This is a genomic window from Pseudomonas sp. P2S-1 (assembly GCF_057197725.1).
This window is the reverse complement of the sequence record NZ_CM170068.1, coordinates 2,905,189-2,920,611: the sequence shown is the minus strand read 5'-3', so window position 1 is coordinate 2,920,611 and position 15,423 is coordinate 2,905,189. Positions and strand designations below refer to the sequence as shown.

The window sequence follows — 15,423 nt, the reverse complement described above, 5'->3', positions numbered from 1 at the left end:
GCATGATCTTTTTCGGGCGCTAGTTTCGATTTGTGTTAAATTGCGCCGTTGATAGAAACGAGCGTAGCGCTCGAGAATTAAGTCATGTCAGAGTGCCAATCTATCCAAGTTGGCGCCGGCTTGAAAAGCAGGAGAAGCGTAAGGTGTTTGAGAGCGTTATGGACAAGGTTCGCACTAGACTGCTCAGCTTGCCACGTCGACGGAAACGATTACTGCAAATTGCAGTTGATGTGATATTGATCTGGATTGCTCTCTGGCTCGCATTTGCTGTCCGCCTCGGTATCGATGAGATGGAGAGCCCGGTTCGCGATCACCTGTGGCTGTTCGCAAGTGCACCGCTGGTCGCTATCCCCTTGTTTATTCGCTTCGGTATGTATCGTGCGGTAATGCGTTATTTTGGCAATGACGCACTCATTACGATCATCAAGGCGGTGAGTCTGTCATCGTTGATTCTCGCGGCCTTGATCTTCTGGCGTGCGAATACCCAGGCCATCGTTCCGCGCTCGATCATTTTCAACTACTGGTGGTTGAGCCTGGTCACCATAGGCGGGCTGCGTCTGGCGATGCGCCAATATTTCCTGGGCGACTGGTTTGCAGCTGCACGCCATGTTCCCTTCGTCGGTCGGGACGATGGTCTCGTCAAGGTCGCCGTCTATGGCGCAGGGGCCGCAGGCAACCAGCTGGTTGCCGCACTGCGCATGGGGCGCGTGATGCGTCCTGTCGCTTTCATCGATGATGATAGCGGCATTGCCGATCGCGTCATCTCCGGGCTGCAGGTATTCAAGTCCTCCAGCATTCAGAAAATGATCGACATCACCGGCGCGCAGGAGATCCTGCTCGCAATTCCTTCGGCTTCCCGCGGTCGTCGTCGTGAGATTCTCGGCTATCTCGAGGGATTCCCGCTCCATGTCCGCAGTGTGCCGAGCGTTATGGACCTGGCCAGTGGCCGGGTCAAGGTCGATGACATCCAGGAAGTCGATATTGCCGACCTGCTTGGTCGTGATGCTGTTCCGGCCCAGTGCGAGTTGCTCGAGCGCTGCATATCCGACCAGACGGTTCTGGTCACGGGAGCAGGAGGCTCGATCGGTTCGGAACTGTGCCGTCAGATCCTCTCGCTCCAGCCGACGACACTGCTCTTGTTTGAACACAGCGAGTTCAACCTGTACAGCATCCTCAGCGAGCTGGAACAGCGAGTGGCGCGTGAGGCGCTGCCCGTACGGGTACTGCCTATTCTCGGGAGTATCCGCAACCAGGGCCAGCTGCTGGACGTCATGAAAACCTGGCGCGTCGATACCGTTTACCACGCGGCAGCTTACAAGCATGTACCGATGGTGGAACACAACATTGCCGAGGGCGTGTTGAACAATGTGGTCGGTACCTTGAACACTGCCCAGGCCGCGCTCCAGGCCGGTGTTGCAAACTTTGTCCTGATCTCTACGGACAAAGCTGTGCGCCCGACTAATGTGATGGGAAGTACCAAACGTCTGGCCGAGATGACGTTGCAGGCACTGAGCCGCGAACAGGCTCCGGTCCTGTTTGGTGACGATAGTAACGTTTCCTACGTGAACAAGACCCGCTTCACCATGGTGCGCTTCGGTAACGTCCTGGGATCCTCAGGCTCGGTGATCCCGCTTTTCCACAAGCAGATCACCGGAGGCGGTCCACTGACCGTCACCCATCCAAAGATCACTCGCTACTTCATGACCATTCCCGAGGCTGCGCAGTTGGTGATCCAGGCGGGCTCCATGGGGCTGGGTGGCGATGTGTTTGTTCTCGATATGGGAGAGCCCGTACGCATTGTCGAACTGGCTGAGAAAATGATTCACCTGTCAGGCCTCAGCGTGCGTTCGGAAAGGAACCCCCATGGCGACATTGCCATAGAGTTCACTGGTTTACGTCCTGGTGAGAAGCTGTACGAAGAGCTGCTTATCGGTGACAACGTGGTGGCTACCCAACACTCCATGATCATGAGCGCCAACGAAGACTTCCTCGAGTGGGGTGTCCTCAAGGGGCGTCTGTCTAGCCTATTGGCAGCGGTGCATGAGGATGATTATGCCGCAGTGCGCCAGTTGTTGCGCGAGACAGTGAGTGGCTATACGCCTGACAACGAGATTGTTGACTGGATCTACCAGCAGCGCCGTCTTGAGCCCTGACATCGAAGCAGTAAAAAGGCCGCTCGCTGAGCGGCCTTTTTGCAATTGGGTCATTCAGATTTGGTAAAGAATGCATATTTGACCCTGTACGGTGAACGACTAGGTTTGAAAGGCGGCCAAGGAAACGCTGCCACCGTCATTCAAACCCAAGGAGCTTCACCCATGCGCAAAACCTATCTCGCCTCACTCCTGATCGCCCTGTTCGGCATCCTTTCCCTGCCACTGAATGCGGCGCCAGGCAATCCGGCATCTGCAGGCGTGACTTCTGCGCAAGCCGAGTCAGCCAGGCTCGACCTGAACAAGGCAGACGCCATGGCCTTGCAAAGCCAGTTGAGCGGTATCGGCAAGAGCAAGGCAGAGGCCATCGTGGCCTATCGCGAGGAGCACGGTGACTTTGCCTCGATTGACGAACTGCTGGAGATAAAGGGAATCGGTAAAGCCTTGCTGGATCGCAACCGGGACAAGCTGACCGTGAACTGAGGTCAGCAGAGATGAAAGGCCGATCCTGTCGATCGGCCTTTTCAGCGATAGTCGCTAACGATCCCGCGCCTCCTTCGCATCCATCTCCGCATTGCGCTCATGGATCTTTCTCAACTGCTCGTCCGTCAACGGCAGCTTCTTCGCGGTGTCCCTGAGCATCATCAGGCCACCGACGATCGAACCGAGCGCCACCAACAGAATCAACCAGGCATACCAGGGCATGACGTTCTCCTTCATACGGCAATGAGTCCGTATCTGTAATATCGAGTAAAACTTGGCGCAGATGGTTCAATTATAGGCTGCGGCATTCAAGCCTGATTCACGATCACCGGCCCCCGCTGCGCCTTCGCATCGTTTACAATGCGCGCCGTTTTCGACTTGCCAAGAGACCCTGCCCATGTCCGCCTGCCAGACGCCCCTGATTGTCGCCCTGGATTTTCCCACCCGTGACGCCGCCCTGAAGCTGGCCGATCAGCTGGACCCTGCGCTGTGCCGGGTGAAGGTCGGCAAGGAGCTGTTCACCAGCAGCGCTTCCGGTATCGTCGAAACCCTGTGCAGCAAGGGTTTCGAGGTCTTCCTCGACCTGAAATTCCACGACATCCCCAACACCACGGCGATGGCGGTCAAGGCTGCGGCCGAGATGGGCGTGTGGATGGTCAACGTGCATTGCTCCGGCGGCCTGCGCATGATGTCTGCCTGCCGCGAAGAGCTGGCCAAGCGCAGCGGTCCGCAGCCGCTGCTGATCGGCGTAACCGTGCTGACCAGCATGGAGCGTGAGGACCTGGCCGGCATCGGCCTGGACATCGAGCCGCAGGAGCAGGTCCTGCGCCTGGCCGCGCTGGCGGAAAAAGCCGGGATGGACGGCCTTGTCTGCTCGGCCCTCGAAGCCCCGGCCCTCAAGGCCGCGCACCCGTCGCTGCAACTGGTGACCCCGGGCATTCGTCCGGCGGGCAGCGCCCAGGACGACCAGCGCCGCATCCTTACTCCGCGCCAGGCGCTGGATGCCGGCTCCGACTACCTGGTGATCGGTCGCCCGATCAGCCAGGCCGCTGACCCGGCCAAGGCGCTGGCGGCGGTGGTCGCGGAAATCCGCGGTTGATTTATAAGCCATAAGCTGCAAGCGGCAAGTAAAAGCGGTCATCACTCCGGCCGCTCTTTCTTGCTGCTTAAAGCTTGAAGCTTCCCGCTGTTCTCAGACCTTCAGCACCAGCTTGCCGAAGTTCTCCCCGCTGAACAGCTTCAGCAGCGTCTCGGGGAAGGTCTCCAGCCCCTCGACCACATCCTCCTTGCTCTTCAGCTTGCCGCTGGCCAGCCAGCCGGCGACCTCCTGACCCGCTGCGCCATACTGCGCGACATGGTCCATCACCACGAAACCTTCCATGCGCGCGCGGTTGACCAACAGCGCAAGGTAGTTGGCTGGCCCCTTCACCGCCTGCTTGTTGTTGTACTGGCTGATCGCGCCGCAGATCACCACCCGCGCCTTGAAATTCAGGCGGCTGAGCACGGCATCGAGGATGTCGCCGCCGACGTTGTCGAAGTACACGTCCACACCGTTCGGGCACTCGCGCTTGAGGCCTTCGAGCACGTCCTCGGCCTTGTAGTCGATGACCCCGTCGAAGCCCAGTTCATCCTTCAGGTACTGGCACTTCTGCGCACCACCGGCGATACCCACCACGCGGCAACCTTTGATCTTCGCGATCTGCCCGGCAATGCTGCCCACCGCCCCGGCGGCACCGGAGATCACCACGGTCTCGCCTTCCTTCGGCGCGCCGACTTCGAGCAGGGCGAAGTAGGCGGTCATGCCGGTCATGCCTAGCGCGGAGAGATAGCGCGGCAGCGGCACCAGCTTCGGGTCGATCTTATAGAAGCCTTGCGGTTCGCCGAGGAAGTAGTCCTGCACGCCCAACGCGCCATTGACGTGGTCGCCCACGGCGAACTTGGGATTGCGCGAGGCGATCACTTCGCCGACGCCCAGCGCGCGCATCACCTGGCCCAGGCCGACCGGCGGGATATAGGACTTGCCTTCGTTCATCCAGCCACGCATGGCCGGGTCGAGCGACAGGTAGAGGTTTTTCACCAGTATCTGGCCGTCGGCGGGTTCGCCCACCGGTACCTGTTCGAAGCTGAAATCGTCCCGGGTCACGGCGCCCACCGGGCGTTTGGCGAGCAGGAAGCGGCGGTTGGTCTGGGCAGTCATGGAAGCCTCGCGAAGGTTGGGCAAAAGTCTTGTGATAGACGTTCGCTGCCCGTTCGGCAAGTTCGTCCTGAGCCACGAATATCCGACTATCCAGCGGGATGATAAACCAGGGCGTAGATAATCATCGCTTCGCATGGTGCTCCAACCGGCGTCCTGATGATGCTGCCCAAGCGCCCTGTAGCCTGGCTAGACTCTCGGCCATTGTCCTCACCCCTGTTGCAGGAGCTATCGATGAGTATGACGTTCAGCGGCCAGGTTGCCCTGGTCACCGGTGCCGCCGCCGGTATCGGCCGGGCCACGGCCCTCGCATTTGCCCGGGAAGGGCTCAAGGTGGTGGTCGCCGACCTCGACGTGGCCGGTGGCGAAGCCACGGTGGAGGAGATTCGGTCGGCGGGTGGCGAGGCGATCTTCGTGGCGTGCAACGTGACCAGGGACACCGAGGTGCAGCACCTGATGGCCCGCACTATCGAAACCTTCGGCCGCCTCGATTATGCGTTCAACAACGCCGGCATCGAGATCGAGCAGGGCCGTCTGGCGGACGGCAGCGAGGCGGAGTTCGATGCGATCATGGGCGTCAACGTCAAGGGCGTGTGGCTGTGCATGAAGTACCAGTTGCCGCTGCTGCTGGCCCAGGGCGGCGGGGCGATCGTCAATACCGCCTCGGTGGCCGGCCTGGGTGCGGCACCGAAGATGAGCATCTATGCGGCCTCCAAGCATGCGGTGATCGGCCTGACCAAGTCTGCCGCCATCGAATACGCGAAGAAGCAGATCCGCGTCAACGCGGTGTGTCCGGCGGTGATCGACACCGATATGTTCCGCCGCGCCTACGAGGCCGACCCGCGCAAGGCCGAGTTCGCCGCAGCGATGCACCCGGTCGGGCGCATCGGCAAGGTCGAGGAAATCGCGGCCGCCGTGCTTTACCTGTGCAGCGATGGTGCCGCGTTCACCACCGGCCAGGCCCTGGCCGTGGACGGTGGGGCGACGGCTATCTGATCGCGGCGAGCGTGGCGTTACGACTGGCGCGCACCAGCGCGCCAGCCACCAGCACGCAGCCGGTCAGCAGCAGGGTGCCGAACAGTGCCAGCGCGGTGCCGGCGCCGAAGCGGTCGGCGAGCAGGCCGGTAAAGATCACCGGCAGGCTGAAGCCCAGGTAGGCCAGCAGGAAGAAGCCGGCGCTGGCGCGGGTTTTTTCCGAGCCGGCCAAAGCATTCACCGCTGACAATCCTCCCAGATAGATAAACCCGTAGCAGGCACTGCTGGCGCCGATCGCGCCCAGCAGTACCGCCACGAGCAACCCGCCGTGGGCGCCCCAGGCCAGCAGGGCATAGCTGCACGGCAGCACCAGCAGGCCAAGCAAGGTCGAGCGCGCCGAGGTCATGCGCCGGGCCAGCGGCTGGAACAGCAGGCCGCAACTGATCACGCAGAAGGTCGACAGTCCCGACCAGTTGGCCAGTTGATGCCGGGCCAGGATCGACGGCATCAGGGCGATCACCAGGCCGACACAGGCCCAGGCCAGCAGGATCGCCAGGCCGTAGGGCAGGCTGCCCTGTGGATAAAACGGCAGGCGCAGCAGGGCGGTGTTGCGCCGCTGTACCGGATCGGGCAGGCCCAGTACCGCCACGAACGCCAACGCAGCGAGGGCCAAATGCAAGGGAAAGCTCCCCGGCGCCAGGCTCGGGCCCTGCAACAGGAACAGGCTGGTCACCGCAGCCCCCAGGCCAAAACCCAATGACGTGCTTGCAGTCACCCGATTGGCTGCGGCGCGGGCGTCGCCGTCCTGTATCAGTTCGCACATGTAGGCGGTGCCGGTGGCTGACGCCAACGCCGTACCGACACCCAGCAAGGTGCGGGCGAAGGCCAGTTGGGTCAGGCCGGGTGCCAGCAGCATCAGCAGGGTGGCCAGCATCGACAACGCCAGCGCCGCGAGGATCAGGCGCTTGTGCCCGACCCGGTCTGCCAGCCCGCCCAGCAGCAACAGCACTGGCAACACGCCGATCACATACCCGGAAAAGGCCACCGCCGTCGCCGCCGCGCCCTGCCCGGAAAGGGCCGCATAGGCGGTGTAGAGCGGGGCCTGGAGATTGACCGCGAAGGTCACCAGGCACAAGGCGAAGGCCAGGGTGGCGGGGGCGTGACGGCTGATCATGACGAACTCCTTGGATGGCCCGCCGATTGTCCGAGCCGCGCCACGGAGGGAAAAGGCACAACCCCGGGGCTTTTGTGATTAACTGTTCGGTCAAAACAGACGAACACTTTCGCCATGCAGCTGAATCTCGACCGGCAACGTTCCATTCCCCTGGTGCAACAGTTGGCTGACGGCCTGCGCGACTGGATCAGCAGCCAGCGCCTGCGTCCCGGTACGCGACTGCCGTCGATTCGCCAGGTAGTACGCGAGCAGGGTGTCAGCCAGTCCTGCGCCATCGAAGCCTACGACCGCCTGGTCTCGCTGGGCTGGCTGGAAGCCCGCCACGGTGTCGGTTTTTTCGTCGCCGAGCGCAGGGGCCAGGCGCCGTTCGCCGAGGAACCGGCCTGGGACGAAGGCGCCGAGGGGCGCTGGCGGCTGTTCAGCGACGAGCAGGAAGACCTGCTGCGCCTGGGTTGCGGCTGGTTGCCGGGCAACTGGCGGCAGAGCGAGGAGATCGCCCTGGCGATTCGCCAGGTCAGTCGCGGTGCCGAGCAGGACCTGTTCGGCTATGGCCCGCCCTTGGGGCTGACCGCCTTGCGCCAGCAGGTGCGCAAGCGCCTGGCCCTGATCGGCATCCAGGTGCAGCCCGAGCAGATCCTCGCCACCCAGGGCGCCAGCCAGGCCCTGGACCTGCTGGTGCGCACCCTGCTCAAGCCCGGCGATGCGGTGCTGGTGGAAAGCCCCGGTTACTACAACCTCTACAACCTGCTGCGCCTGCATGGTGTGCGCCTGCTGGAGGTGCCGCGCACGCCCGAAGGGCCGGATCTCGAGGTGATGGTTGCGCTGCTGCGCGAACACCGTCCGCGCTACCTGTTCATCAACAGCCTGTACCAGAACCCCACCGGCACCAGCCTCACCCCGCGTACCGCCCAGCGCCTGCTGGAACTGGCCGGTGAGCACGATCTGCGCATCGTCGAGGACGATATCTACGCCGATTTCCAGGAAGGCCCGGCGACCCGCCTGATCACCCTCGACAGTCAACAGCGGGTTATCTACCTGGCGAGCTTTTCCAAGACCCTCAGCAGTTCGCTGCGGGTCGGTTACCTGGTGGCAGAGCCCGCGCTGGTCGCACGTCTGGCGGAGGTGAAGATGATCACTGGCATCGGCGCCTCGCGTTTTGCCGAACAGGTGGTAGCGCAGTTGCTCGGCAGCGGGGTCTACCGCAAGAGCGTGCAGCGCTTGCGCCTGCGTCTGGCCGAGCATATGGCCAGTGCCCTGCGCCTGCTCGAAACCCACGGCTGGGAAGTCTTCGCCGAACCCTACGGTGGCATGTTCGTCTGGACCCGCTACCCGGGTGTCGACTTTGCCGGCCTGCAGCGCATCGCCCAGGAGCAGGGCGTGCTGCTCTCGCCGGGTTCGGCCTTCGACCCGCAAGGCCGCGACAGCGACTGGTTGCGCATCAATGTCGCCTACGCTCGGGATCACCGCGCCAAGGGCTTTTTCCAGGCTGTCGCGCAAGCATCGTCGCGGCGACCTCCAGCATCCTGAAAACGACGGCCTCGTAGCTTTTTGCCATGATTGCGACAGGGGTGGCTTGTGCAGCGCCCGGCGCCGTTGCCACTCTGCGTTCCTGGATATCCGGGGTTTTCCAAGGGCAGCAGGAGAGGGCAGCGCGCAATGAAGTCAGGCACGAATGGCGGTTTTGCCAATCTGGGCATGGCCCGCAAGCTGGGGCTGGGATTCACCCTCGTGCTGTTGCTGACGGCGGTGGTGGCGGCAATCGGGATCGCTGCGCTGTATGGCCTGGGCCAACGCTTTGACGGGCTCAAGCAGGTCACCGCGTTCAACAATGGTGTCCTGGCCTTGCGCCTGCATGAACAGCGTTACGCCCAGCGTTCCGATCCCAAGGAGGCCGAGGCCCTGCGCAAGGGCGTGGAAGCGCTGGAAGGCCAGATCGCGCTGTTGCCCCAGCTGGGCGGCAGCGATGTCGGCAGCGCACTGGCCGATTACCGCAAGGCCTTCGATGAGTTCGTCGAGCTGACCCAGTCCAAGGAGCTGGCCCTGGACATGGCCAGTTGGTCGGTGTCCAGCGTAGCCAACAACCTCGATGTGCTGCAGTCCGGGCTGGCGGATGACGGCACCTGGACCTTGAAGGACTCCCAGGGCCAGAAGGGCGCCGAGTTCGTCGAGCAGGCCGGCCAGGTCGCCCAGGTGGCGCGCCTGATGCTGCAGGCCATGGATGAAGCGCGGGTGCGCCTGGAGCAGAACCGCAAGGGCGCCGAAGACCTGCGCCAGGGCCGTATCGAACAGGCCGAACAGGCCGCGCAACTGGCCGATCAGCTCAAGGGGGTGATCCAGGATCCCGGCTACCAGAGCGTACTCGGCGAAGTCATCACCCATATCGCCAGCTTTGGCGAGAAGCTGGGTGAATACACCGACCTGCTGGCTCGCGAGGCGCAATTGCGCAAGCAGTTGCAGGAGCGCGCCGACCAGGTCACGACCCGGGTCGAACAGATCAACGGGGCGATCGATGCCAGCATGCAGAGCGAGCTGAAGCGCAATGCCCTGCTGATCCTCGTGTCGTCGCTCGCGGCGCTGCTGGTCGGTGTGGTGGCGGCCATCCTGATCACCCGGGCCATCGTCCAGCCGCTGCGCCGGGTCATCGGCCGGGCCCAGGAAATTGCCGCCGGTGATCTGCGCGGGCAGATCGTCGTCGACCGCCGTGACGAGGTTGGCCAGTTGCTGCTGGCCATGCAGCAGATGGGCAGCGGCCTGAGCGGCATCGTCAGTGGCCTGCAGACCGGCATCGACAAGCTGGCCAGCAGTGCCCACACCCTGTCGGCGGTGACCGAGCAGACCAACCGCGAGGTCAGCAGCCAGAAGGACGAGACCGACCAGGTCGCCACCGCCATGCAGCAGATGACCGCCACGGTGCACAGTGTTGCCCGGGATGCCGAGGAAGCCGCCCAGGCCGCGCAATCGGCAGACGGCAAGGTGGAGAGCGGCCAGCAGGTGGTGCGCCAGAGCATGCAGCGCATCGAGCGCCTGGCCAGTGCGGCGGATTCCGCCAGCCACAGCATCGAAAGCCTCAGCGCAGAGATCCAGCACATCGGCTCGGTGCTGGAAGTGATCAAGAGCGTCGCCGAGCAGACCAACCTGCTGGCACTCAATGCCGCTATCGAAGCGGCCCGGGCCGGCGAGCAGGGCCGTGGCTTTGCAGTGGTGGCGGACGAGGTGCGCGCGCTGGCCCAGCGTACCCAGCAATCCACCGGTGAGATCGAACGCCTGGTCAGCAGCCTGCGCAGCAACGCCCAGGCTTCGGTCGCGCAGATCCAGGACAGCGGCGAGCTGGTCAAGCTGGCGGTGGCCGATGCCCTGCAGACCGAAAGCGCCCTCGGCAGCATCGCCAGCGCGGTGTCGCTGATTCAGCAGATGAACCAGCAGATCGCCGCCGCAGCCGAGCAGCAGAGCTCGGTGGCCGAGGAGATCAGCCGCAGTGTCACCCAGATCCGCAGCAGCGCCGATCAGTCGGCCATGGCCATGCGCGGCAACGCCAGCTCGAGTATCGAGCTGGCGCAGTTGGGGGCGGAGCTGAAGGGAATGGTCGGACACTTCCGGATCTGAGTCCGCAAGCGTCTGTCAGGCGTTTTTGCGCCAGTTGAGGATCAGCAGGGTCAGCACCCCGGCGACGATGCCCCAGAAGGCCGAGCCGATGGAGAACAGGGTGAAACCGGAGGCGGTGACCATGAAGGTGATCAGCGCCGCTTCCCGTTCTTTGGCCTCGTTCATCGCCACGCTCAGGCCGTTCATGATCGAGCCGAACAGGGCCAGGGCGGCGATGGACAGCACCAGCTCCTTGGGCAGCGCGGCGAACAGGGCAGCGAGGGTGGCGCCGAAGGTCCCGGCGATGCCGTAGAAGATCCCGCACCAGACCGCCGCTGTGTAGCGCTTGTTCGGGTCTTCATGGGCGTGGGGGCCGGTGCAGATGGCCGCGCTGATCGCCGCCAGGTTGACCCCGTGGGAGCCGAACGGCGCCAGCAGCAGCGAAGCGATGCCGGTGACCGAAATCAACGGCGAGGCCGGCACCTGGTAACCGTCGGCGCGCAGCACGGCGACCCCGGGCATGTTCTGCGAGGTCATCGCCACGACGAACAGCGGGATGCCGATGCTGATGGTCGCGGCCAGGGAGAAGCTCGGCGTGGTCCACACCGGGGTTGCCACCTCCAGCTTGAAATGACTGAAGTCCAGCAGCCCGAGCACGGCGGACAGTCCGGTTCCCACCAGCAGCGCCGCCAGCACGCAATAGCGCGGTGACAGGCGCTTGACCAGCAGGTAGCTGAAGAACATCCCCAGCACCAGCGTGGTGCGGTGTTGCGCCGCGACGAAGATCTCGCTTCCGATCTTGAACAGGATCCCCGCCAGCAAGGCCGCGGCCAGGGACGCCGGGATGCGCCGCACCAGACGCTCGAAGCTGCCGGTCAGGCCGCAGATCACCACCAGCACCGCACAGGTGATATAGGCGCCGATCGCCTCGCCGTAGGTCACGCCGCCCAGGCTGGTGATCAGCAGCGCCGCGCCGGGGGTCGACCAGGCCACTGTCACTGGTGTGCGGTAGCGCAATGACAGGCCGATGCTGCACACTGCCATGCCGATGGACAGGGCCCAGATCCACGAGGAGATCTGCGCGCTGGTGAGTCCTGCGGCCTGGCCGGCCTGGAACATCAGCACCAGCGAGCTGGTGTAGCCGGTGAGCATGGCGATAAAGCCGGCGACTACCGCCGAGGGAGACGAGTCGGCCAGCGGCCGCAGGTGTGCGGAAGTGGCGTTGGGCATGGGAAATTCCTTGTTCTTCGGGTGTAAGCAGATTTTTCAGACTACCGTGCGTACTGCCCGCGAGTGCGGTACAGCGAGCGTTGCATTTAGCCGTACAGTCAGCGATTCCGTTTGGCGTAAAAGAGGGGAGGGGCACGATGTACAAGGTCTATGGGGATTACCAGTCGGGCAACTGCTACAAGATCAAGCTGATGCTGCATCTGCTTGATCTGCCGTACACCTGGCTGCCGGTGGATATTCTCAAGGGAGAGACGGAGACCCCGGAATTCCTGGCGATGAACCCCAACGGCAAGGTACCGGTGTTGCAACTGGAAGATGGCACCTGCCTGTGGGAGTCCAACGCGATTCTCAATTTCCTCGCCGACGGCAGCGAGTTCCTGCCCAGCGAGCCGCGCTTGCGCACCCAGGTCCTGCAATGGCAGTTCTTCGAGCAGTACAGTCATGAGCCGTACATTGCCGTGGCGCGTTTTATCCAGTTCTACCTGGGGCTGCCGGACGAGCGCCTGGAGGAATACCGCAAGCTGCACAAGGGCGGGCACAAGGCGCTGAAAGTGATGGAGCGGCAACTGGAAGTGACGCCGTACCTGGTGGGGGACCAGTACTCGATCGCCGATGTGGCGTTGTATGCCTACACCCATGTAGCCCATGAGGGCGGCTTCGACCTGGCGGTGTATCCGAAGGTCAGGGAGTGGCTGGCGCGGGTGGCGGAGCATCCGCGGCATGTAACCATGCTGGGTTGATGTTGAAGCTGCTGGCCCTATCGCTGGCAAGCCAGCTCCCACAGGAATTGCATGCACCGCGATCCTGTGGGAGCTGGCTTGCCAGCGATGAGGCCAGTACTCACACCGCCGAGAATCGCTTGTCCAGATACTCGATGATCACCTTGGACTCATACATCCAGGTAGTCTTGCCATCTTCCTCGATCCGCAGGCACGGCACCTTGATCTTGCCGCCGCCTTCGAGCAGCGCCTGACGGTCCTGCTCGTTGTTCTTCGCATCCCGCAGCGCCACCGGCACGTTCAGGCGGTGCAGGGTGCGGCGGGTCTTCACGCAGAACGGGCAGGCATGGAACTGGTACAGGGTCAGGCCGCGTGCCTGTTCCTCGACCCGGGCTTGCGCCGCCGGGTCACGCTTGAGCTTGGCCGGACGGCTGATCCAGTCGAAAAAGACGATCATTTGGCCGAGGCCGACCCGCAGGGCTTTGACGATCATGATGATTCCTCGCAATAAAAAGCCGACCTGAAAAGGTCGGCTCGAACAACGCACCCGTTCACTTGATCAGGCTGAGAAACTCGCTGCGGGTCGCCGCATTGTCGCGGAAGGCGCCGAGCATCACCGAAGTGATCATCGACGAGTTCTGCTTCTCCACACCGCGCATCATCATGCACATGTGCTTGGCTTCGATGACCACGGCCACGCCGGTCGCGCCGGTGACCTGCTGCACCGCCTCGGCGATTTCGCGGCTGAGGTTTTCCTGGATCTGCAGGCGACGGGCATACATGTCGACGATCCGTGCCACCTTGGACAGGCCCAGCACCTTGCCACTCGGGATGTAGGCGACATGCGCCTTGCCGATGAACGGCAGCAGGTGGTGTTCGCACAGCGAGTACAGCTCGATGTCCTTGACCAGGACCATTTCGCTGTTGTCGGAGCTGAACAGTGCGCCGTTGGTGACTTCTTCCAGGGTTTGGTTGTAACCGCGGCAAAGGTACTGCATGGCCTTCGCGGCCCGTTTCGGCGTGTCGAGCAGGCCTTCGCGGGAGACATCCTCGCCGAGTTGGCCAAGGATCGCGGTGTAATGCTGTTCCAGGGACATGGATCTACCTGTGGTGTATTTCGCAAACGCGAAGGGTACGGCGGCTGTGGCGCCGCCGCAAGTGCGGCGTTACTCGTCGCGTCCTTCGAGCATGGTCCGCTTGAGCATCACGTACACCGCGCCCGTGCCGCCGTGACGGGCCTGGCACGAGGTAAAACCGAGGACTTGCGGGTGCTGGCGCAGCCAGGTGTTGACGTGGCTCTTGATCATTGGCCGCTTGCCGTCCAGACGCACGGCCTTACCGTGGGTGACGCGCACGCAGCGAATTTCGAAGCGGGTGGCCTCGGCGAGGAAGTCCCAGAGGATCTCCCGGGCCTTTTCCACGCTCATGCCGTGCAGGTCGAGGCTGCCTTCGAAGGGGATCTGGCCGATCTTCAGCTTGCGCATCTGGCTTTCCTGCACGCCGTCGCGGCTCCAGTGCAGGTCGTCTTCCGGCCCGACATCGATAACGAACTGGTCGGACAGGCCATCGACCACAGTCTGGTCGCTGCGCACCGTGGCGTTCTGCCTCAGGCTGGCGAGCTGCTTGCGGTCGGCCTTGGGTTTGCCGGTGTCGGCGCGGTCATGCTTGATCTGCTTGACGCCGCGCATCTCGCTCTTGAACAGGGAAAAATCATCGTCTTGCATGTAAAGCCTCCGCCAGAACCGCGCAGAGTCTACGCAGTCAGTCGTGTTTTTTCATCAGGTGCGGGGACAGGTTCAGTTCGCGGCCCCGGCGCAGGCGCAAGCGGCGGCGGCGCCAGACCCAGATGCCGAGATACAGCACGAACAAGCCGCCAACCAGGATCAGGCTGGCGGCGGCGGGATTGTCATTGAGCTCGCCCAGGGCGGCGGGGCGCCCGAGCAGGCTGGCGGCGCCGGCCATGGTCAGGAGCACGCCGAGGGTGGTCAGGAGCATGGCGAAGATCGCGGCCAGACGCGCACCCCAGGCGCCCGGCTGACGCGGGCGCAGGCGTTTGGCGTCGAAACCGTCGGATATTTTCATGCCGATCTCCTCAGTAAAGATCCGGCTTTTGACCGGAAATCGCCGAGGTGGTTCCGTACGCCAGCCGGGTCAGATCAGGCTGTCGACCGGAGTCACGCAGGCAAAGTTGTCGGCCATGATCGCCATTTCGCTCTGCTGGATCTGTGCGGCGGGGATCACGCCGTCCTTGAACGGCAGGTCGCGGGTGGCGCAGCCATCTTCCACCAGGGTGCAGCGGTAGCCGTAGTCCTTGGCCCGGCGCACGGTGGTGCTGACGCTGGAGTGGCTCATGAAGCCGCAGACGATGATGTCCAGGTGCCCGAGTTCCTGCAGGGTTTCATGCAGCTTGGTGTTCTTGAACGCGTTGGGCATGCGTTTTTCGATGATGATTTCATCGCCCTGCGGCTCCAGGCCCGGGATGAATTCGCCGCGCGGGCCTTGCGGGTCGAACAGGCCGCCGACGGTACCCAGGTGACGCACATGGATGATCGGACGACCGGCTTTGCGTGCCGCTTCGAGCAGTTTGCCGATGTTCGCCACGGCGTGGTCCATGCCCGACAGCGCCAGGGGACCGCTGAGGTACTCCTTCTGCGCATCGATAATCACCAGGCTGGCATTGCTCAGCTTGGCTGGCGGGTAGCCGCGTCCACTGAGGTGGAACATCGTCGTTGGAACAGACATTAAGGGCTCCTTTGGCTAGGGCTTTTTGGCTATTCTCCCTTGCTTGGCCGCCGATGTGAATCGCTTCGCGCACAAGTGGCGCAGTTAGTGGCTCCCAGCCATGTCAGCGATTGGCTCATTTTCGCCGTGGCGGCCAATCCTGGCGCGGGGCTGGTAGACTTGCCGGTCGTCTTC

The 15,423-nt window shown here is 63.3% G+C and carries 16 protein-coding genes and 1 pseudogene; 8 read left to right on the top strand and 9 right to left on the bottom strand.

Annotated elements, in window-relative coordinates; genetic code table 11:
- The first annotated feature begins 158 nt into the window (after positions 1 to 158).
- Positions 159 to 2,153: a polysaccharide biosynthesis protein gene (locus AC2CQI_RS12785; protein ID WP_484580354.1), complete on the top strand. Its 1,995-nt coding sequence runs from the start codon at positions 159 to 161 to the stop codon at positions 2,151 to 2,153.
- Between the two features lie 162 nt (positions 2,154 to 2,315).
- Positions 2,316 to 2,633, top strand: coding sequence for a ComEA family DNA-binding protein (locus AC2CQI_RS12780; protein WP_075803810.1), 318 nt, complete (start codon positions 2,316 to 2,318; stop codon positions 2,631 to 2,633).
- Positions 2,634 to 2,687: 54 nt separating this feature from the next.
- Here the strand turns inward: AC2CQI_RS12780 and AC2CQI_RS12775 are convergent, their stop codons facing one another.
- Positions 2,688 to 2,855, bottom strand: coding sequence for a DUF2897 family protein (locus AC2CQI_RS12775; RefSeq protein WP_075803811.1), 168 nt, complete (start codon positions 2,853 to 2,855; stop codon positions 2,688 to 2,690).
- A gap of 175 nt (positions 2,856 to 3,030) precedes the next feature.
- Between AC2CQI_RS12775 and pyrF the strand changes: the two genes are divergently transcribed.
- Positions 3,031 to 3,732 carry an orotidine-5'-phosphate decarboxylase gene (gene pyrF / locus AC2CQI_RS12770; RefSeq protein WP_186656029.1) on the top strand — a complete coding sequence of 234 codons (702 nt, stop codon included), beginning with the start codon at positions 3,031 to 3,033 and terminating at the stop codon, positions 3,730 to 3,732.
- A gap of 93 nt (positions 3,733 to 3,825) precedes the next feature.
- Here the strand turns inward: pyrF and AC2CQI_RS12765 are convergent, their stop codons facing one another.
- On the bottom strand, positions 3,826 to 4,830 hold the full coding sequence (locus AC2CQI_RS12765) for an NADP-dependent oxidoreductase (RefSeq protein ID WP_484580353.1): 1,005 nt from the start codon (positions 4,828 to 4,830) through the stop codon (positions 3,826 to 3,828).
- Positions 4,831 to 5,061: 231 nt separating this feature from the next.
- On the opposite strand from AC2CQI_RS12765, the gene AC2CQI_RS12760 reads away from it, so the two are divergent.
- Positions 5,062 to 5,823 (top strand): SDR family oxidoreductase, encoded by a 762-nt coding sequence (locus tag AC2CQI_RS12760; RefSeq protein WP_075803814.1) that lies wholly within the window; start codon positions 5,062 to 5,064, stop codon positions 5,821 to 5,823.
- On the opposite strand, the gene AC2CQI_RS12755 is transcribed toward AC2CQI_RS12760, so the two are convergent.
- Positions 5,816 to 6,976: an MFS transporter gene (locus AC2CQI_RS12755; protein ID WP_484580352.1), complete on the bottom strand. Its 1,161-nt coding sequence runs from the start codon at positions 6,974 to 6,976 to the stop codon at positions 5,816 to 5,818. The genes AC2CQI_RS12760 and AC2CQI_RS12755 overlap by 8 nt on opposite strands.
- A gap of 114 nt (positions 6,977 to 7,090) precedes the next feature.
- Between AC2CQI_RS12755 and AC2CQI_RS12750 the strand changes: the two genes are divergently transcribed.
- The 3 genes and pseudogenes from AC2CQI_RS12750 to AC2CQI_RS12740 all read left to right on the top strand — a co-directional run bounded on the left by AC2CQI_RS12750 (position 7,091) and on the right by AC2CQI_RS12740 (position 10,579).
- Positions 7,091 to 8,503, top strand: a complete 1,413-nt coding sequence (locus AC2CQI_RS12750) for an aminotransferase-like domain-containing protein (protein ID WP_484580351.1) — start codon at positions 7,091 to 7,093, stop codon at positions 8,501 to 8,503.
- A 129-nt stretch (positions 8,504 to 8,632) separates the two neighbouring features.
- Positions 8,633 to 9,667 (top strand): annotated as a pseudogene (locus AC2CQI_RS12745) (methyl-accepting chemotaxis protein); the annotation flags it as partial.
- 39 nt (positions 9,668 to 9,706) lie between these two features.
- On the top strand, positions 9,707 to 10,579 hold the full coding sequence (locus AC2CQI_RS12740; RefSeq protein ID WP_484580614.1) for a methyl-accepting chemotaxis protein: 873 nt from the start codon (positions 9,707 to 9,709) through the stop codon (positions 10,577 to 10,579).
- Positions 10,580 to 10,594: 15 nt separating this feature from the next.
- On the opposite strand, the gene AC2CQI_RS12735 is transcribed toward AC2CQI_RS12740, so the two are convergent.
- Positions 10,595 to 11,788 (bottom strand): benzoate/H(+) symporter BenE family transporter, encoded by a 1,194-nt coding sequence (locus tag AC2CQI_RS12735; protein ID WP_075803818.1) that lies wholly within the window; start codon positions 11,786 to 11,788, stop codon positions 10,595 to 10,597.
- Between the two features lie 137 nt (positions 11,789 to 11,925).
- Here AC2CQI_RS12735 and AC2CQI_RS12730 point away from each other — a divergent pair, with 137 nt between their 5' ends.
- On the top strand, positions 11,926 to 12,528 hold the full coding sequence (locus tag AC2CQI_RS12730) for a glutathione S-transferase family protein (protein ID WP_484580350.1): 603 nt from the start codon (positions 11,926 to 11,928) through the stop codon (positions 12,526 to 12,528).
- 100 nt (positions 12,529 to 12,628) lie between these two features.
- Here AC2CQI_RS12730 and AC2CQI_RS12725 read toward each other — a convergent pair whose 3' ends face one another.
- The 5 genes from AC2CQI_RS12725 to AC2CQI_RS12705 all read right to left on the bottom strand — a co-directional run bounded on the left by AC2CQI_RS12725 (position 12,629) and on the right by AC2CQI_RS12705 (position 15,249).
- Positions 12,629 to 13,000, bottom strand: a complete 372-nt coding sequence (locus tag AC2CQI_RS12725; protein WP_075803820.1) for a glutathione S-transferase N-terminal domain-containing protein — start codon at positions 12,998 to 13,000, stop codon at positions 12,629 to 12,631.
- A gap of 58 nt (positions 13,001 to 13,058) precedes the next feature.
- Positions 13,059 to 13,604: a GTP cyclohydrolase I FolE gene (gene folE / locus AC2CQI_RS12720; RefSeq protein ID WP_075803821.1), complete on the bottom strand. Its 546-nt coding sequence runs from the start codon at positions 13,602 to 13,604 to the stop codon at positions 13,059 to 13,061.
- 69 nt (positions 13,605 to 13,673) lie between these two features.
- Positions 13,674 to 14,231, bottom strand: coding sequence for a Smr/MutS family protein (locus AC2CQI_RS12715; RefSeq protein ID WP_075803822.1), 558 nt, complete (start codon positions 14,229 to 14,231; stop codon positions 13,674 to 13,676).
- 37 nt (positions 14,232 to 14,268) lie between these two features.
- Positions 14,269 to 14,589, bottom strand: coding sequence for a hypothetical protein (locus tag AC2CQI_RS12710; RefSeq protein WP_075803823.1), 321 nt, complete (start codon positions 14,587 to 14,589; stop codon positions 14,269 to 14,271).
- A 69-nt stretch (positions 14,590 to 14,658) separates the two neighbouring features.
- A complete protein-coding gene (locus AC2CQI_RS12705; RefSeq protein ID WP_075803824.1) occupies positions 14,659 to 15,249 on the bottom strand; it encodes a cysteine hydrolase family protein in 591 nt (196 codons plus the stop codon).
- Positions 15,250 to 15,423: the final 174 nt, after the last annotated feature.